The sequence below is a fragment of the Faecalibacterium hattorii genome, assembly GCF_003287455.1.
GTDB lineage: Bacteria > Bacillota > Clostridia > Oscillospirales > Ruminococcaceae > Faecalibacterium > Faecalibacterium hattorii.
On sequence record NZ_PRLC01000002.1, the window covers coordinates 232,377 to 250,937 of the forward strand.

18 protein-coding genes and 1 pseudogene are annotated in these 18,561 nt (G+C 46.5%); 12 read left to right on the forward strand and 7 right to left on the reverse strand.

What is annotated here, in order from left to right:
• Positions 1-439 precede the first annotated feature (439 nt).
• The gene (locus C4N23_RS02485; protein WP_242983702.1) at positions 440-1,414 is read right to left on the reverse strand and encodes a reverse transcriptase family protein; all 975 of its coding nucleotides are present in this window, start codon (positions 1,412-1,414) and stop codon (positions 440-442) included.
• A 36-nt stretch (positions 1,415-1,450) separates the two neighbouring features.
• On the reverse strand, positions 1,451-1,666 hold the full coding sequence (locus tag C4N23_RS02490) for a hypothetical protein (protein WP_242967995.1): 216 nt from the start codon (positions 1,664-1,666) through the stop codon (positions 1,451-1,453).
• A 977-nt stretch (positions 1,667-2,643) separates the two neighbouring features.
• Between C4N23_RS02490 and C4N23_RS02495 the strand changes: the two genes are divergently transcribed.
• The gene (locus tag C4N23_RS02495) at positions 2,644-3,552 is read left to right on the forward strand and encodes a DUF4300 family protein (RefSeq protein WP_242983703.1); all 909 of its coding nucleotides are present in this window, start codon (positions 2,644-2,646) and stop codon (positions 3,550-3,552) included.
• A 394-nt stretch (positions 3,553-3,946) separates the two neighbouring features.
• Here the strand turns inward: C4N23_RS02495 and C4N23_RS02500 are convergent, their stop codons facing one another.
• Together C4N23_RS02500 and C4N23_RS13775 are read right to left on the reverse strand one after the other, a co-directional pair.
• The gene (locus C4N23_RS02500) at positions 3,947-4,882 is read right to left on the reverse strand and encodes a DUF1848 domain-containing protein (RefSeq protein WP_112143796.1); all 936 of its coding nucleotides are present in this window, start codon (positions 4,880-4,882) and stop codon (positions 3,947-3,949) included.
• A complete protein-coding gene (locus C4N23_RS13775) occupies positions 4,882-5,778 on the reverse strand; it encodes a hypothetical protein (protein ID WP_146746462.1) in 897 nt (298 codons plus the stop codon). Before C4N23_RS13775 ends, C4N23_RS02500 begins: the two co-directional genes overlap by 1 nt.
• A 307-nt stretch (positions 5,779-6,085) precedes the next feature.
• Between C4N23_RS13775 and C4N23_RS02505 the strand changes: the two genes are divergently transcribed.
• Both C4N23_RS02505 and C4N23_RS02510 read left to right on the forward strand, forming a co-directional pair.
• Entirely contained in the window at positions 6,086-6,373 is a 288-nt protein-coding gene (locus C4N23_RS02505) for a type II toxin-antitoxin system Phd/YefM family antitoxin (RefSeq protein ID WP_097775323.1), read from the forward strand.
• Positions 6,357-6,674, forward strand: a complete 318-nt coding sequence (locus C4N23_RS02510; RefSeq protein ID WP_112143798.1) for a type II toxin-antitoxin system RelE/ParE family toxin — start codon at positions 6,357-6,359, stop codon at positions 6,672-6,674. The genes C4N23_RS02505 and C4N23_RS02510 overlap by 17 nt, the downstream gene beginning before the upstream one ends.
• Before the next feature lie 108 nt (positions 6,675-6,782).
• Here C4N23_RS02510 and C4N23_RS02515 read toward each other — a convergent pair whose 3' ends face one another.
• The 3 genes from C4N23_RS02515 to C4N23_RS02525 form a co-directional block, all read right to left on the reverse strand.
• On the reverse strand, positions 6,783-7,031 hold the full coding sequence (locus tag C4N23_RS02515; RefSeq protein ID WP_112143800.1) for a putative signal transducing protein: 249 nt from the start codon (positions 7,029-7,031) through the stop codon (positions 6,783-6,785).
• Between the two features lie 280 nt (positions 7,032-7,311).
• On the reverse strand, positions 7,312-7,803 hold the full coding sequence (bilS, locus tag C4N23_RS02520; RefSeq protein ID WP_112143802.1) for a flavodoxin family protein BilS: 492 nt from the start codon (positions 7,801-7,803) through the stop codon (positions 7,312-7,314).
• Between the two features lie 125 nt (positions 7,804-7,928).
• Positions 7,929-8,807, reverse strand: coding sequence for a helix-turn-helix domain-containing protein (locus C4N23_RS02525; RefSeq protein WP_112143804.1), 879 nt, complete (start codon positions 8,805-8,807; stop codon positions 7,929-7,931).
• A 249-nt stretch (positions 8,808-9,056) separates the two neighbouring features.
• On the opposite strand from C4N23_RS02525, the gene C4N23_RS02530 reads away from it, so the two are divergent.
• From C4N23_RS02530 to C4N23_RS02570, 9 genes and pseudogenes are all read left to right on the forward strand, one after another.
• Positions 9,057-10,427 carry an MFS transporter gene (locus C4N23_RS02530; RefSeq protein WP_112143806.1) on the forward strand — a complete coding sequence of 457 codons (1,371 nt, stop codon included), beginning with the start codon at positions 9,057-9,059 and terminating at the stop codon, positions 10,425-10,427.
• A 114-nt stretch (positions 10,428-10,541) separates the two neighbouring features.
• The gene (gene lacZ / locus C4N23_RS02535; protein WP_112143808.1) at positions 10,542-13,625 is read left to right on the forward strand and encodes a beta-galactosidase, LacZ type; all 3,084 of its coding nucleotides are present in this window, start codon (positions 10,542-10,544) and stop codon (positions 13,623-13,625) included.
• A gap of 770 nt (positions 13,626-14,395) precedes the next feature.
• Positions 14,396-15,265, forward strand: coding sequence for a DUF6017 domain-containing protein (locus C4N23_RS02540; RefSeq protein WP_097773644.1), 870 nt, complete (start codon positions 14,396-14,398; stop codon positions 15,263-15,265).
• A complete protein-coding gene (locus C4N23_RS02545; protein WP_097773643.1) occupies positions 15,265-16,098 on the forward strand; it encodes a ParA family protein in 834 nt (277 codons plus the stop codon). Before C4N23_RS02540 ends, C4N23_RS02545 begins: the two co-directional genes overlap by 1 nt.
• Positions 16,055-17,089: a ParB/RepB/Spo0J family partition protein gene (locus tag C4N23_RS02550; protein ID WP_015565005.1), complete on the forward strand. Its 1,035-nt coding sequence runs from the start codon at positions 16,055-16,057 to the stop codon at positions 17,087-17,089. Before C4N23_RS02545 ends, C4N23_RS02550 begins: the two co-directional genes overlap by 44 nt.
• 65 nt (positions 17,090-17,154) lie before the next feature.
• Positions 17,155-17,580, forward strand: coding sequence for a hypothetical protein (locus tag C4N23_RS02555; RefSeq protein ID WP_015565006.1), 426 nt, complete (start codon positions 17,155-17,157; stop codon positions 17,578-17,580).
• 8 nt (positions 17,581-17,588) lie between these two features.
• The gene (locus C4N23_RS02560; RefSeq protein ID WP_112143810.1) at positions 17,589-17,774 is read left to right on the forward strand and encodes a hypothetical protein; all 186 of its coding nucleotides are present in this window, start codon (positions 17,589-17,591) and stop codon (positions 17,772-17,774) included.
• Complete coding sequence (locus C4N23_RS02565) at positions 17,725-18,147, forward strand: PcfB family protein (RefSeq protein ID WP_181567060.1); 423 nt, start codon at positions 17,725-17,727, stop codon at positions 18,145-18,147. Before C4N23_RS02560 ends, C4N23_RS02565 begins: the two co-directional genes overlap by 50 nt.
• A pseudogene (locus C4N23_RS02570) lies at positions 18,144-18,443 on the forward strand (conjugal transfer protein TraG); the annotation flags it as partial. The gene C4N23_RS02565 and the pseudogene C4N23_RS02570, both read left to right, overlap by 4 nt.
• Between the last annotated feature and the right edge of the window lie 118 nt (positions 18,444-18,561).

Consider the following 18,561-nt stretch of genomic DNA (forward strand, 5'->3'; position numbering starts at 1 on the left):
GATTCCACTATTTATTTTCGGGGGTAACGCGGAAGCGCTTGACGGTCTGTTCCAGCACGCTGATTTTCCTATGAAAGTAGTGTTATTATTTTATCATTATGTTAAAAATGTTTCAAGCTGATTTTGACCTTCCTGCAATAATTTAAAAGAATTTGAGCTGTTTGGAGACGTGTCCGTTCTGGTGCAGCACCCGCCGTTCCGTCGCTTAAAAGCCCCACTAGGGCTTTCATTGCTTCGCAAACGCTAATTTTCCGAAGAAAACAAATAATCCGAACCCATCTCCTATCGGAAACAAGTTCGGATCATTTCTGTTTGGCCCGAGTGTCATTAAAGGATCTGTGGAAATCCAGTAATATCAATGGTTTGCAAGCAGCAAGCAAGGCTTTCATCTTAAAATAATCATAAAGCTAAAGCCACCGTTTAATTCAATGCGGTGGCTTTAGCTTTTGGCAGGATTGTCAAAGGCAAATTTTCGGATATTAGGATAAGCTGATTTATCAACCTGACGGGCAGCAGTTACCAAACCTCGCAACCGCTGACGACTCTTAATGTCATCTGGATTATTGCGAAGGTGCTCGTATTCTACCATAATCTTTTTTCGGAGCGCATTTTTGATTGTAGCCCTGCCCTCGCTATTGATTATAACCCCTGTTACTAATTTTGGATATGTTTTGGAATATCCTTTTACCTTTTTTCGAGATACTTGGTAATTATATTTTTTGATAAGGGACAGTACAGATTGTCTAAATTCGGATGAAATCTTATGTTCGCTTGAAAACACCACATCATCTACATAAATCGTCATCGTCACATTGCTTTTATCTGATAAAGACTGCAATTCATCAAACATTTTGTGATTAACCAAGTATGAAAGGATTTGGCTTGTCGGTGCCCCGGAAATCAAATGGTTATAGCATTTAACCCCTTTGTTAGCCAAGAAATCATAAACTTCCAACAGACTGCTTTGGTTGAGCTTTTTAAGGTCGACGGTAGTTAAATTCGTCAATATCTCAGCAACATCAGGAGAGCAGCACAAATCTTCAAAGAAAAAACAGTAGACTGTTTCTCTACTGATCGAGGGGAAAAAAGCGGTCAAATCAATTTTGTATAAGTTCCGCTTACTCTTACCCAAATGGAGACAAGCATTATCAGAATATGATCTTCCCTTAATACCAGAAAAAACATTATCGGGCACTTGGATTTTTCCCAATAATGTTTTCATTCGTTTTTGCACAGTTTTCAATTCAGCCTGCGGGGGCTCAATGAGTCGAGGTTTTTTAGTTTTATCAATATAGGGACCAATCATTGAAACAACGTAGTCTTGTTTCAATAAATCACCATTTTTAATATGTAGAACATATTTCAACATTTTTTTGGATTGAATTCCGTACAGTGGACAATCGGCATATTTCAAAAGGCGTTACACCTCAATTCTTAAAATGTGCTGGTGTTAGCTGTTGACTACTTTACCGATTATCCAACGGACAAAATCGGGAAGTAGTTCAGGGCAGCAGCAGGATACAGCCAGTACGGCCACCGCAACCAACGCAACGATGATCACGCCGATTGCGACAGCAGGGACATGAGAGCGAGTCTCATTCAGGTAAACCTTGTTATTGTCACCGTAGATGTTGATGACAACACTTGGCTTGTCCGTTTTCTTCACGGAATTCACCTCCTTGTTATTATTGGCCCCCAAAACTGAGGGGACTTCCCGTCCGCCAATAACAAGGAGATATTGCAGCCTTATATCCTAATTCGCACCAGCACAAATCCGACTTCCCAAACAGCTTTATACTGTTCAGCTCAACACCCAATCACCATACACCGCCACAACGAGACACGCATACACACTGGCTACATGGCCAGCTACTGTGTCGCCGTGTCCGTGTGTCACAGTGTCGGGGTGGACGGGTGCTGATGGCACTTCTGCCGGAAAAAATGTGTCTGTACCCGTAGGTACGACGCCGCCCGCTTTTTGATCACGAGCCAAACGAAGTCTGATCTGACCGCTCGTACTGACGACGTAATTATATCACAATAGGTCAAAAAAGAAAACAATAAATTGTAAATTTCACCCAGAGAGTGAGGTGCACTCCGTCAAGTAGACAGAAAAAATAATATAAGATTTCATTCGCCGTTTTGATATGCTACCCCTAAAGTAGACAGAGTAAAAACAAAAACTCTGAATACTCTGGGGGTAGCATGTCATATCACGATTACGGCCTATTATAATGTGGACGAGGCGTTTCTTCAAACTCCCACTGCAGCATGGGGAAATCTATGGGATTGCCGCTCCGCGCTTCGCAGGTTGGTATCCTCCGTCTATCTGGAAAGCGATTTGAACCTTCCATTCGGAAAAACGGAAAATTCTTATTCCAACTTGGGTATACTCCTGTTGTGTCCGACATGAAGAAAATCGTTCAGAAAACTGCCGCATTGTCTTTCCCCAAATGGGCGTTAGCCGTATGGGATATGGATACTGCAACATTATATATGGTCAAATACGACAAAAGTCATTGATTTTCTTTGTTTATCTGTGATACCATTCGTTACGAGACCAACGGCGTTGCTCTCTTCGCCTATGGTGGAGACTCCGGCACTCAAAGAAATTTTCCGAAAAACACAACGAGGTGACTATTTTTGAAACGTCGAACTTTTCTTGTCTGCGCCGCTGCACTTTTTTGCAGTGCGTTTCTGGCAGTGGGCTGCACTCAAAAAACCTCTCAGCCCGTCCTTCAGCAAATCGAATACTCCAATTTAGCAGATTCGGATACGCAAGCTCTTCTTTCCAAACTTTTGCAGGATGCCGGCGTATCCGACCTACGGATACAGACCTTCTTTGATCATGTGCAAAAGTTCAACAATGCTGTGGACCCGACATGGCTCACCACAGGGTTTGAAAATGCCAAGCCTTCGGATCTGAAATACGATCCTTACTCCATGCAGGACGCATGGACAGAAAAATACGATACCTTTCCCGGCTGGAACTGTCGGATTACCGCTTGTGGGCTGTTCGGTGATTTTATCACTGTCACGGGCAAGGCAGACCTTGACTCAGCCGAGGACACCCTGTTTATGGACTATGAAACACTGGATTCTGACCCGGAATCCCTTTGCGGCGACGAACGGCAAAAGTTTGATGCACTGTTCGCCCCGGTTAAAACCACCAATACGACCGATATCCCTACCCATTTGAAAACGATTCAACAGGAATGGAAGAAACGCGGTCTCTCTTTCGCGGAAGATGATAAGATCCGTCTCGTCTCCGTGGTTCTGCACGATCAGTTCTCTGAAACGGACAATTCTCTTATGATCGGTCATGTCGGCGTTATGCTTCCCACATCGGATGCAGTATATTTCGTTGAAAAGGTCGCTTTTCAGGAGCCGTATCGCTTGTTGAAGTTCAAAAATCGAACCGAGTTGAGCGATTATCTGATGCTGAAATACGACAACTCGTGGGGACAGGATACTGCCCACACCTTTATTATGGAAAATTCAGACCTGATGGACGGCTGGCGCATTCTTGACGAACAGAAAGACGCAAGCTAAAAGTATCCAATTCGCTGAGAGCCGTTCGGTCTGACAGACCATTCGCCCTCTGATGCTAAAAAGACGCTGCAACCTCTCACCCAGAGGCGGCAGCGTCCTTTTTTATATCGGAATGTTTGCAGGGAAACTCTAGGCTTGTGACAAGGTATGCGGTGAACACTGGTTCTTTGGGGCGAGGATCAGCAGGAAGTCTGCGTACTAAAATATCGGAGTTGACAACAGCGCAGTCAGTCAAGTGTCCGACTGTGCTGTTGGCGCTTCCTTTTGAACGGCTTTGTCCGCAAAAAGCTGTGATTATGCAGTAAGTTTTCAAAAAATTTATGTACAGTTATACAATTTTGAGAAATTCTATGGACAAGCGAAATAAATTGAGCTTAAATTTCGTTATCTGACTTTAATCGAATGATAGCTGACCATATTGACATGATTTCATGTTTCGTATGCTTATTTTATCTGTAGGCATGATGTTTCCGACAAGTATTGGCGAGTAAACATCATGCTTACTAGAATTATTGGATACAGCAGCATTATTATAATTGGCATAACAGTATTTACAACCATTTCGACAAGTATTATATACACCAATGTCTATGCTTTCTATACAGCCACATTCCATGCGTTGATTTTTGTCCTTTCCAATTTTAAGGGGACACCCCAAAAGCTTTTCAAATAGTTTTTCATCGATACAATGAGCGTGCTGAATGCCATAATTCTGAAGATCAATTTTTTCTGCACAAGTATCAACTGACAACCCGTAAGAATGTGCGATTTCGCTTATTTTTTTTGCTATAAAAATTTGTGATTCGATTGGAAAAGGTTGTATGCCTAAAGTTGAAAGTTTTTTTTCAGTGTTACGGTAATAATCGAGAAAACTGATTGTGCATTTTTTTGTATAGGGGGAAAGCCTTTTAGCGAGCATTTCAAAATAGTGAATATGATAGTCGATGGAATACTTTTGGCTCAGAAAAATCGGATCATATCTCCAAATTACTCTTTCGGATCCAAGTTTGTCTGAAAGGCGTTGAAATGAGGGAATAATAACATCGCTTTTGGAAGGTATATTGCTCTCGACATCTTCACCGTAAGAGGTCAACGTGAACTGAAAATAATAAGTATATTCTTTTAATAAATCCAGTCTGTCCAACATAGGCAATGGGTTTTTTGTCCAAAAAACAATTCCATCTACGACATCAGGACGCAAATCTATGCGGCTAATTTGATGCGCATTCATTGGATTTCGAACGAAAAGAAAGCCTTCTTTTATACGATTGAAAAACCAGTCAGAATAGTATGTTGGAATATCTGTCCGCCTACTTGCGCTTATAATCATTATGGCTTTACCTCAATTATTGCTTGCGCGCCTGTGCAAACAATTGCGCAGTGAAACTTCTTTTTGTATTCTTCTGGAATTACAAAAAGATTTCCGTTCAATTCATGACGAGCCGACCCATCGTTAGCCTCAAAATTTCTGTCTTTAAAATGGTAATATGACCCTGTTTCGCCATACCCTGCTTTTGAAAGTTTTTCAATAAAAGAGTCAAAATATTGTCGAATTTCCCAATGATCGATATCATTTATTATGATAAGAAAGGGTGAATTAGGAACTCTAAACGGTAGGATATAGCTTATAATATCATCAAATATCTGATTGACAAATATAGAACGATTTTCGTTTGGAAAATGAGAAAGCAAATAATTGATTACGACAATATTATAAGAAAATTTATAAATATTGTTTACAACTAATCCATCGAATACATCAGAAATTTCAAATTGAACTGTCGCATTTGGATATATTGCCGAATAATCAATGATTTTTCGATGAATAGTTTGCCAGCAATCACTAATATCATATCCTCTATAAGAAAAATTTTTATTACTATAAGTAAATCGAAGTGCGTCAAAAGCCATCAAATCAGGTGCATTTCCGCACCCAAGAGACAGAATTTGATACTGTGGGTATTTTGACAAGTCTAGCATTTTTAGTGCATACATGATTTCCGAGGCATATTTCCAAGAGTATTTTACTGTGTAGTAATAGATATAATTTTGACAGTTATATAAAGATCGCCCACCTTCTGTATGATAGTTGATTTGCTTCGAACACTTAAGACAAGATCCACTGCATTTCCCAGAAGGGTGAGTACAATCAGGACAGGGATCGTTTTGACAATGTGGTTTATACTCTTGATCACAAAATTCAGTCAAATAATGAATCAAACTCATTTTATGTACAATCCTCCCAAAATCAAACATCGACTCAGCGTGAATATATGTTTAGTATAACACATTTGAAAAAGCCTGCATAGTACATTTTGTAGCGAGGTTATTTTTCCTCTTTAAGCAGAAACAAACTATCTTTGGTATTGTTCATAGCTGTTTTCGTGGTTGCTGTTGTCATAATGGTTGTAAAGTTGTGGAAATGGAGAACGAAGTGGCAGTTGTCTGCATTGACTTCATTGCACAATATAGATATAATATAATTAGAATTTTACTATTATGTTTAGGCCACATAGGAGCAGGAGGTGCTTTTATGAATATCCGTCCATCTGCAGCGATTCGCCAGAACTACAACGAGATTGCTGATTTGTGCAGAGAAACCGCTGAGCCGATTTTTCTCACCAAGAACGGCGAGGGTGATTTAGTCGTCATGGACATCGAAACCTACAATCGCCGTGAAAAAATGCTGAAGCTCCGTGAGGAGCTACTTTCCGTGGAAGAGGACCGGATGCGTGGAAGCGAGGGCTATTCGATTGACGAGGTCACTTCAATGATGCGCAGCGCGATCAAGGAGGCCGCCGGACATGGAGCAGCAAAATAAATACCGCGTGGTTGTGTCAGCACGGGCCGCTCAGATGCTGGTGTCCCATGCTGCATTTCTGGCACAGGTCAGCCCTGCGGCAGCAGAGCGGCTTACGGTCGAATTTGAAAAGTCTGCAAAATCTTTGGAGCAGATGCCGCAGCGCTGCCCGTGGCTCAAAGGCGAATACATTCCTAAAAATGCTTACCGATTCATCTTGTTTGAAAAACGCTATATGCTCATCTTCCAGATCGTAGATAATACGGTTTATGCGGATTATGTGGTAGATTGCAGACAGGATTACGGCTGGCTCGTCCGATAATCAACAAAGGCGGTGGCTTCCCTTATTGTGGGAGACCACCGCCTTTTGCTGCGTCTGTGTAAAAGTCAGAAATTATCGGAATATTTGGTTCGCAGGGAAACTCTGGGCTTATGACAGGGTATGTATAATGTGCAGAGCCATATCAGCATTTTCTTTGTCCACAAACACCTCTGTGACATACCTCGGTTTTATGCCGAGGGTTCCAATTCTCGCTTGGTCAAATGTGTTACGCCGATTGACATCTTTGGATTTGCAATAGAATTTAATTCCAGCTGCCGCCAACGCATCCGTGATGCGATTGCATTGGTAAGGGTCAGAAACTGTTGCAACTAGCGATTTGAAAAAATGCTCTAACATAAAGAGGCCTCCTCGTATGATAGACCAGCCGCTTGTAGGTATTATATGCGTCTATAAATTGTTCTTCGTCGCTTTTATCTTCAAGGACAGTTAAGTACACAGAAAACGATAGCACAAATGATGGTACAAAAAAGCGGCGTTCTGATTTTGCAAAAGCGAAAATGAGAACGCCGCCGTCTATCGTTCCGCATTCGATTTTCGATATGTCGTTATTTTAGAGATGTCTCTTATAGGGATACGGAGTGTACCAAAGTTCAAACCGATGAACGCATCCATAAAATCACTTCACAGCCTGTTTCAGCCGCTCCAGATCATCTGCATCCGGGTGAGAAAGGGCCTTGTCGAAATTCTCGATCATTGCGTCCAGATTGGGCAGATGAAGCGGCTGTTTTTTCATGTTCTCATATCGCTGGCGTACCGACATCGGCATCTTTCCCTGACACATGAAGCTGCCGATCACCGTATTGCTGCTGTGCAGCTCTTTCTGCACAGCTTTCAGGATCTTGTTAAAATATTCTTCGCTGCCGCCAAAACCAGCGGTACCAAACAAAAACACCTGCTTTCCCCGCAGCTGCTTCAAAAAGTCCGAAGAACTTTCATCCGCTTTTCCCTTGTCCGTCCAGAAGCCTACATAAAGGGTGTCCGCTTCCATGGCGGCAGGGTTCGGGCTGCCAAAATAACAGCAATCTGCCTGCGGCAGGTAATTGTGCAGTGTGTCTGCCAGTAATTCCGTGTTGCCTGTTTTACTGCTGAATACGATTGCGTAACTCATAGCTTCTCCTTTGGAGCCGTTGGCTCTCTGATGTTATAATGTTTCCCAGATGGATTCATCCGTTGGGTCGTAGACTTGTTGGCTGTGGATCGCATTTTTTATCGGCATGGTTCTACTCTCCTTATTTATAAGGAACCTTTCTCATTTTCAGCAGATTCTTCCAGATTCTTTCGGTACTGTGCCGGACTGACACCATACTCTTTCTTGAATACCCGGCTAAAATAGAGTGGGTTATCATACCCTACGATCTCTGCAATTTCTCCAATATTGTATTCGGTGTTCTCCAATAAGCTTTGTGCATTTACCATCCGAAGGGACAGGATGTATTGTGCAGGGCTTATTTTCATGTACTGCTTAAAATTACGGATAAACCAGTTCGTACTGATATGCAGCGATTCTGCGTAATCGTCCACACTGACCTTTGTATTATAATTCTCGTTAAAGTAGGCAGCGGCGGCTTCGATTTCTTCGGGGATGCTTGTAGTTGTTCTCTCGCTTTCCTGCTGTTGCCTGCTTACTAAAAGCAGAATGATGTTGAAGAGAGAAGCAATATAGTCTTCATAGCCATATTCACATTGTTGCAGTTCCCGGATGATCTTTCGGAACAGCATTTTGTAATCCGGCAGTGTGCCGCTGTAAAAAACGTGCTTGTCCAAGGGTATTCCGTGATAGTTCAGGATGTTTTTGACATCATATCCTGTAAAGTGAATCCAGAACACCTCTGGATGATCTTCTACATAGTAGACATACTTCTGGATTTCTTTCGGCTGATAAAGCACCATGTGTCCAGAAGTCACCACTTCCTCAACACCATCGAACCAGAAGTGTGCTTTACCAGATGCCACATAGAGAATTTGATAGTCTCTGCGACCCTTTGCCCAAAAAGTAGGTAGCTTAGGGCGTTTTTTCAAGCGATAAGTGCCGCAGCTGCCTACGACCAGCGGCTTTGAGTAGTCTTTGAAATCCAAACGGGAGTTGTTCAAATATCCTGAGTTGAAATACATCCCTGCGTCCTCCTCATCTTCAGAGATTTTACAGTGATTTGGGAAATGTTCTATCAAAAAATTACAAACTCTTTGATTTTGTGCATATTTTGTTCCATCTTGTCTATGTCTTTTCGCTCCATTAGATTTTATAATATTTTCAGACGAAACGCAAGAGATTTGGGCAACTTGCGTGATGAGGATTCCAGTCTGAAGTGCGCAGCAGATTGGTCGCGCCCACACAAAACAAGCAAGATGGGAGAAAGCACAATGACTGAGAAACGTTATCTAAAGTGGTATAATAAAGTCGGCTATGGTTCAGGCGATATTGCAGGCAACGTGGTGTATGCATTCCTGTCCTCCTTCGTCATGATCTATCTGACCAACACCGTTGGCCTGAACCCCGGTATTGTCGGCACTTTGATTGCAATTTCCAAACTGCTGGACGGTGTGACGGACATTTTCTTTGGCTCTCTGATTGACAAAACGCATTCTAAGATGGGCAAAGCCCGTCCTTGGATGCTGTACGGCTACATTGGCTGTGCTATTACGCTGGTGGCAATTTTCGCCATCCCGACCAATCTGGGACAGTTTGCACAGTACGCATGGTTCCTGATCGCATATACTCTGCTGAACGCTGTATTCTACACTGCCAACAACATTGCTTACTCTGCACTGACTGCTCTCGTCACGAAGAACAGTGCCGAACAGGTCGAGATGGGTTCTTGGCGTTTCATGTTCGCCTTTGCCACCAGTCTGCTCATCCAGTCCATCACGCTGGGTGCTGTTACGGCATTGGGCGGTGGTGCTGCCGGTTGGCGCACTGTTGCAATCATCTACGCCATCATCGGTCTGCTTGTCAACACCCTCTCCGTTTTCTCCGTGAAGGAACTGCCGGAAGGCGAATTGGTGGATACCACCGACAAAAAGGAAATCGAGCAGGACGAAAAGTACAATCTGGTTCAGGCTGCAAAGCTGCTGGCTGGTAACAAATATTATATGATGATTTGCGTCACCTACATTTTGCAGCAGATCTACGGTGCCATGATCAGCATGGGCACCTACTATGCAACCTACATTCTCGGCAACCAGAATCTGTTTGGCGTGTTCTCTTGGGCAGTCAATATTCCTCTGATCATCGCTCTGGTATTCACCCCGACCTTGGTTGCAAAGTGGAATGGAATGTACAAGCTGAACGTCATGAGCTATACTCTGGCAACGATTTCTCGTGCACTGGTTGCTGTAGCTGGTTACATGGGCAGCGGCAATGTGACCTTGATGCTGCTCTTTACTGCAATCGCAGCTCTTGGTCAGGGTCCTTGGCAGGGCGACATGAACGCCGTGATCGCAGCCTGCTCCGAGTACACTTGGCTGACGAAGCATAAGCGCGTGGACGGAACGATGTACTCCTGCACTTCTCTCGGTGTGAAGCTGGGCGGCGGCCTTGGCACCGCCATCACCGGCTGGCTGCTGGCAGCAAGCCATTTCGATAGTGCGCTGGCTGTCCAGCCCGAATCCTGCATCTCGATGCTGAAGATCATGTATCTGGTGATTCCGTTTGCTCTGGATGCAGTTATCACCTTTATCCTTTCCCGTATGAAGGTCGAAGAAGCAAATGAAAAACTGCGTGCAGCAGTCTGATAACAAGCCATTATCATTTCTCCTTCATCTGCTGTTCCCCGGAGGAATCCAGCGATTCCTCCGGGGAGGCTGGAGAAATATTATAAAATTATAAAAGGTAAATGAGGAAATACTATGGCTGCATTTGATTTTGCAAAAGTAAAAGACCCCACCTTTTTCAAGGAAAACGTGCTGAATGCTCATGCAAGTTTCCGTACTTACGCTTCCCGCGAAGAATATCTTGCAGGAGAATCTTCGCTTGCGCTGAAGCTGGACGGTATCTGGAAATTCGCCTACGCAAAGAACTACACCAGTGCCATCCCCGGCTTTGAAAAGACGGATTACGATTGCAGCGGCTGGGATGACATTCATGTTCCGGCACACATCCAGATGGAGGGCTACGACATTCCCCAGTACGCGAATGTTCAGTATCCGTGGGATGGCCGTGAAGAAGTACAGCCGGGTGAGATCCCGCAGCGGTTCAATCCGGTGGCAAGCTATGTAAAATACTTCGAACTGCCGGAATCCATGCAGGGCAAGCCCGTCCACATCGAGTTCGAGGGTGTGGAAAGCGGCATGGCTCTTTGGCTGAACGGGTCTTATGTAGGTTACACCGAGGACAGCTTCTCCGCACACGCATTCGATCTGACTCCCCATCTCCAGCCGGGCGTGAACAAACTTGCTGTGCAGGTGTTCAAGTGGACTTCCTCCAGCTGGTGCGAAGATCAGGACTTCTTCCGCTTCTCCGGCATCTTCCGCAGCGTGTGGCTGTACGCCATCCCCACCGTGCATCTGGAAGATGTATCCGTCAAAACGCTGTTTGCCGGGGATGATTTTACTCATTCCACGCTGGAAGTTGCACTGCAGGTGGAGGGTAAGGGCGCAGCCCGTCTGACCCTGCGCCGCAGTGAACTGGAAGTGTTCTCCGAAAAAATCCCGCTGAACGGCGGCTCTGCTCTGTTCAGCCATGCGGTAGAGAACCCCCACCTGTGGAGTGCAGAGGACCCGGCTCTGTATGAACTGGAAATTGAGCTGCTGGACGATGCAGGCCATCTGGTAGAGGTGACTGGGCAGAAAGTCGGTTTCCGCAAGTTCGAATTGAAGAACAATCGGATGCTGCTCAACGGCAAGCGCATCGTGTTCAAGGGTGCCAACCGTCATGAGTTCAGCTCCATTACGGGTCGTGCTGTGGGCGTACACACCCATGAGGAACTGCTTCGGGATATCATCACCATGAAGCAGAACAACATCAATGCCATCCGTACCAGCCATTACCAGAATCAGGATGCACTGTACGACCTGTGCGACGAGTATGGTCTGTATCTGATCGCAGAGAACAATCTGGAATCCCATGGCACATGGGACATCCATCAGTCGGGCATTCGCGGCATCGAGGGCGTTTTGCCCAATGATAAGCCGGAGTGGAAAGCTGTCTTGTTTGACCGCATGAATTCCACTTACCAGCGTGACAAAAACCATCCTGCTGTTCTGATCTGGTCTCTGGGCAACGAATCGTTTGGTGGTGAGACCCTGCTCCAGATGGCAGAGATGGTCCGCCGCTTTGATGACACCCGTCTGGTGCATTACGAAGGTGTGGTCAATGATCCCCGCTTCCTCGAAACCACCGATATCGAGAGCCATATGTACAGCACGGTGAAGGACATTAAAGAGTATCTGGCACAGGGCGATAAGCGGCCTTATATCGAGTGCGAATATTCTCATGCTATGGGCAACTCCAACGGTGCTTTGCACAAATACACGGAACTTGCCGACCAGAAGGACTGCGGCTATCAGGGCGGCTTCATCTGGGATTACATCGACCAGTCCATCTGGAAAAAAGACCGCTACGGCAAGTGGTTCCAAGCCTACGGCGGCGACTTCGGTGAGCGTCCTACCGACTATAATTTCAGCGGAAACGGCATAGCCTACGGTGGTGACCGTGCTCCTTCTCCCAAGATGCAGGAGGTCAAGTTCTGCTATCAGAACATCGCCATTTCCATCGACAACTCTGGCTTCGAAGTCTGGAATAAGAATCTGTTCACCTCTACGGGTGCCTTCGACTGCGTTGCTCTGCTGCACCGTGATGGAAAGCTGTATCAGCAGCAGGAACTGCCCAATATTGATGTTGCTCCCGAAGAGCGTTCCAGCTTCCCGCTGCCGTTTATGGTTCCTGCGCTCCCCGGTGAATATGCAGTGACCATCAGCTTCCGTTTGAAGGAGGACACCAGCTGGGCAAAGAAGGGTCATGAAGTCGCCTTTGGACAGGGTGTGGTCGCTGTGGTCCGTTCCATTCCCAGCAAGAAGGTCACGCCGTTTACCGTTACGCACGGTACACACAACATCGGTGTCCGTGGTGAGAATTTCGATGTTTTGTTCTCCGATCTGAACGGCGGCCTGACTTCCTACCGCTATGCCGGCAAGGAGATGATTCAGGAGATCCCCCGGCCCAACTTCTGGCGCGCTCCCACCGACAACGACTGCGGCAACAACATGGGCGGCGTTCGCGGCCAGTGGAAGCTGGCAAGCCTGTACGCTACCGCCAAGGGCATCGGCAAGGAGATTCCGTCTGTTCACGGCGGCACCATCCTCCAGAATCCCACCTGCGAGGTGGAAGCCGACAGCGTGGTCGTGACCTATCTCTATAACCTCCAGACCAGCCCCGCAGCAGAGTGCAGCCTGCAGTACCGTGTGTTCGGTGATGGCCGCATCCAGACCACCCTGCACTATGACCCGGTGGAAGGACTTGCAGCAATGCCGGAGTTCGGCGTACTGTTCAAGATCGACGCTGACTACGACACGGTGGAGTGGTACGGAAACGGCCCTGCGGAGACCTACTGGGATCGTCAGCATGGTGCAAAGCTGGGCATTTACCAGAACAAGGTCGCAGACAACATGGCACAGTACCTTGTGCCGCAGGAGTGCGGTGCAAAGACCGCTGTGCGCTGGGCAAAGGTAGTGGACCGCAAGGGTCGCGGGCTGCTGTTTACCGCAGATGCCGCAAAGCCCATGTTCTTCTCTGCGCTGCCCTACACCCCCCATGAAATGGAGAGTGCCAAGCATCCCTACGAGCTGCCCCCGGTCCATTACACGGTGATTCGTGCTATGGGCGAGCAGATGGGCGTTGGCGGCGATGACAGCTGGGGTGCCAATGTCCACCCGGAGTATATTCCTGATGTGACTAAGCCTGTGGAGTTCACCTTTACGTTCCGTGGCATCTGATGATTGCCCGCAAAAAAGCGCAACGGTTGATATGAATACTGCCGCATTGCAGTATTTCTCTCAGATTACCCGTGATCTTTCCCCAGAACAATTTCATCGGCTGCTAAACATCATAAAAGAGATCGTAGCCGTGATGAGATGACCCTCGTTATTAAGACACCTTCGCATTGAGATATGGACATCCCTGCATGAGATTCCTATCAAAAGCGAGGGTGTCTTTTTTGGCATCACAAAATCTCAATTCCTGACACCACTATTTATAAGTAGTGCTTCGCTCTATATAAGTAGCGTTGCTATGTCAAAATAACTGTATTCCGCTTTTGTTTGGAGCATTTCTTTGAATGGTTCTCCAAACTTTCTTTAACGTATTGAAGTATACAAAAATAAAAAAATCCAACGATTTCTAACGTGAAATCGTTGGATTTATGGTCCGAGTGGCGAGAATCGAACTCACGGCCTCTTGAACCCCATTGTGCTTCTCTCAAAAACGCAATGGACACTCCGATACCACTTGTACGCAGTATCATCAAATTTCAAAATTATTTTATCATTCTGTTTCGTTAGATGTCAAGATGTTTCGTTTCTTTTGTGGTCAAATTGTGGTCAACCGACCCTGACAAATGACCATTCTCCCCTACTAAGTTACATGGCGCAATTCCGATTTTCAAAAATCGAGATTGCGCTTTTTTGTTTGCACGAATTATTCATAAGGAGGATTTGTCAACCATGTCAATGAAACATCGTCATTTTTTCATCCTTGACAGAACTGTATGACGCTCGACTACTTCTATGGACAGGCCGGAAAACTTTTTTCGTTCTATCGCATCCCCAAAGCACTGTTTCAGGAGCAGCGGTTTCAAAATCTGTCAACCGATGCCAAAACACTCTACGGCATCCTGCTTGACCGCATGAGCCTTTCTGTTAAAAATGAATGGTTCGACAAGCAAGGCCGGGTGTTCATCATTTTCACGATCGAGGATGTCAAGAGGGCTTTGTGTTGCGCAGACAACAAAGCGACCAAGCTACTCCGGGAACTTGAAAATTTTGGTTTAATTGAACGAAAACGCCGTGGACTGGGCAAACCGAGTTTGGTGTATGTGAAAAACTTTTCGTCAGACCTTTCAAATGAGCGTGTCCAGAATCGTGAAAATCACGAATCTGGAAGTCCTAAAAACGCTTGTCAAGACCCGCCCAAATCACGATGTAATAAGAATAAAAAGAGTAAGACAGAGCGGAATAATACGAATCCTATCCTTTCCGATGAATTGGAGAAAATGAAGAATCGTAAACTGCTCGAAGAATATTTTTCACGTTCTTTGGAGATAGAACTTCTTCTCCGGCTTTACCCGGATGATGAAGATACCATCTATCAGATCGTAGATTTGCTGGTGGACACCTGTGACAGCAAGCGTAACCTCATAAGAATCGCTGGCGATGATAAGCCCGCCGAAGTTGTGCTCAGTCGGCTAAAAAAGTTGAATGCAGACCACATCCGCTTCGTACTGGACTGTCTGGCAGCGAACACTTCCCCGATACGGAATATGAAGCAGTACCTTCTGGCCGCACTATTCAATGCTCCAACCACAATACAGCTCTATTATCAAAACAAAGTCAACCATGATTTAGCAGCTCGGAGGTGATGAAAATTTCCAAAAAGGCAACAACGATAGCCGTTATCAACCAGAAAGGCGGCACGGGCAAAACCACCACCTGTGAAAATTTGGGCGTAGGGCTTGCAATGGAGGGCAAGAAAGTTCTGCTTGTGGACGCTGACCCACAGGGTTCGCTTACTGTCAGTATGGGCTGGCAAGACCCGGATGCACTGCCCACTACACTCTCCACTCTTATGCAGAAAGCCATGAACGACCAGTGTATTCCACCCGGCGAAGGGATTCTGCACCATGCGGAGGGCGTTGACCTTATCCCGGCCAACATCGAACTGGCCGGACTGGAAGTGGCTCTGGTGAATACCATGAGCCGGGAGAAAGTGATGAAACAGGTGTTGGAAAGCGCAAAACGCGAGTACGACTATATTCTGATTGACTGCACTCCCTCTCTCGGTATGCTGACGGTCAATGCGCTGGCAGCGGCAGATTCCGCACTGATTCCGGTGCAAGCACAATATCTTTCGGCAAAAGGGCTGGAGCAGTTGCTTCAAACAGTGCAGAAAGTAAGGCGGCAGATAAACCCGAAACTGAAAATTGAGGGCATCCTGCTCACCATGACGGACAGCCGCACCATCTATGGGCAGCAAATCAGCAATCTAATTCGGCAAGCCTACGGAAAGCATTTGAAAGTGTTTGACCAGACAATTCCCCGTTCTGTCCGCGCTGCCGAAACCAGCACGACCGGAAAAAGCATTTTCCAGTATGACCCGAAAGGCAAAGTGGCAGAAGCCTATCATTCCATCGCAAAGGGGGTGTTGGCCGATGCCGAAAAACGGCTTAAACGTCAGTTTGAACAGCTACGATGATATTTTTTCCACCGAAGAAACGCGGCAGGAAGAACAGCGCGAACAGGTACAGCAAATTCCCATTGATGAGCTGTATCCGTTCAAAGACCATCCCTTTAAGGTGCTTGATGATGAAGCTATGCAGCGCACAGTAGAAAGCATAAAGCAGTTGGGTGTCACAAATCCGCTGATTGCTCGTCCGCGCCCGGATGGTGGCTACGAAATCATTTCCGGCCATCGCCGCCAACACGCTGCACAGCTTGCTAGACTGAAAACCCTGCCGGTTATCGTCCGTGATATGTCGGACGATGCCGCTGTTCTGCTCATGGTTGATTCCAATCTTCAGCGCGAACAGATTTTGCCGAGTGAGCGGGCATTTGCCTATAAGATGAAACTGGATGCACTGAAAAGGCAAGGTGCTAGGTCAGATTTAACTTCATCCCAAGTTGGGATGAAGTTGCAAGCTCTTGATATTGTTGGACAAGAAGCTGGTGATAGCCGCAACCAAGTACACCGTTTTATCCGCTTAACCAATCTTATCCCGGAACTGCTGGACATGGTAGACGAAAAGAAAATCTCATTTAACCCTGCGGTGGAACTCTCTTATCTTGATGAAAGCCAGCAGCGAGATTTTCTTGAAGCTATGGCTGACACGCAAAACGCCCCATCGCTTTCACAGGCGCAACGGCTCAAAAAGCTGGCGCAGGAAGGTCATTTCTCGTATGACGTTGCCTTTGCCGTGATGGGTGAACCGAAAAAGGACGAATTGGACAAAGTTGTTATCAAAAACGATACCCTGCGGAAATATTTTCCCGAAAGCTCTACTCCGAGAGAGATGGAAGAAAAAATCATTGGGCTTTTGGAAGAAAGTAAAACCGAAAAAGTTGTATTCAGGAGCGATTCTATCAAAAAATATTTTCCGAGCAACTATTCGTCAGAACAAATCGAAAATTCAATTCTCAAGATGCTCGACCAGCGCATGAAAAAGCGCAAGCATGAAGCTGAACGCTGACAATCAGATAAAACGCAAGACCCACTTTGGGTCTTTTTCTTTTGCAAACATGGAGGAAAAAGCCTATGAACAACACCGCTACTCGTATGATTCGTTCCGAGGAGATCACCATTGATATGCGCATCTGCACCATTCTGGCAGGTGGCAAGAAGCCCGGTGAAGTCTACTTTGCCGCCATTGCGCCGGATATGGAACTGACGGTTATTACTCTGGATGAAGCCCCTGACATTCTGCCCTGCTTCGATGAAAGCGATGCCAGCATCCATCTTCCCGACACTTCGCTGCTGCTCTGCTACAATCCGGCACAGGTTCTAAAGATGGCGGGCAAGCGTTACCTGACTGGCCCGGTCATTCTGGTACGCACCAACATGGACGGGAACTTCATTTCGCTTACCATTGATGACGTGTACCGTTTCCAGAAGTTTCTGGCGAGCCACAGCGTTACACTCATGGCAGACGATCAGAAGCTGCCCTGCATTTGCATCGTCTGAGGTGTGTTATGCTGAATTTTTTCATCGGTTTCGCATTTTTTGAGTTCGGCGCACTCTGCGGCTTCTTCGTGGCTGCGCTGATGCAGGCGGCAAGGGATGGTGGTGAAATTGCAGGAAGAAATCGAACAAAAGACATTCAACATTATGATCTCCACCACGAAGCTGTCTGCCCGGACTGTCCTGCGGGCAGTTAAAGCGGCGTTTCGGCTGTACCAGTCCAAGGCATCCCAAGGTAAGCAGAGCGTCCGCACTCTTCTGCGGCAGAACCGGGGCGTGTCCAGCGTGGAGATCAGCAAGACCGGCATCCGTGGTCTGGAACGCTATGCCAAAAAGTACGGCATCGACTACGCCATCCGTAAGGACACCTCCGAGGTGCCGCCCCGGTATCTGGTCTTTTTCAAAGCCCCGGACGCAGAAGCCTTCAACTCGGCGTTCAAAGAGTATTCGGCATCCCTGCTGAACAAGGACAAACGCCCCTCGGTGCTGGCAAAACTGCATGAACTGGTGCAGGCGGCGGCAGAACTCCCCGGCAAAGTCCGGCATAAGGAACAGGAGCGTGGACTGTGACCACGAAAAAGCTGACAAAGCTGATGGCACTGTATCTGCCCTATATTTTGCTGGGGCTGGTGGCAACCAACTTTGGCGAAGCGTGGCGGCTTGCCGAGGGCAAGGAACTGGGTGATAAGATCATGTCCATGATGGGCACCATCCCGATGGCGTTTGCAAACCCTCTGCCCAGCCTGCATCCGCTTGATTTGCTGGTGGGTTTGTGCTGCGGCGCAGGATTACGGCTTGCCGTCTATTTGCGTGGCAAAAACGCTAAGAAGTACCGGCACGGCATGGAGTACGGCTCTGCTCGGTGGAGTGCATAATTTTAAGTGTAAATGACACATACATGGACGCACAGGAGGTTATGCACATGACTGATTATAGCAAAATTACAGCCCTTTACTCCCGCCTTTCCGTGGGCGACGAGGATAG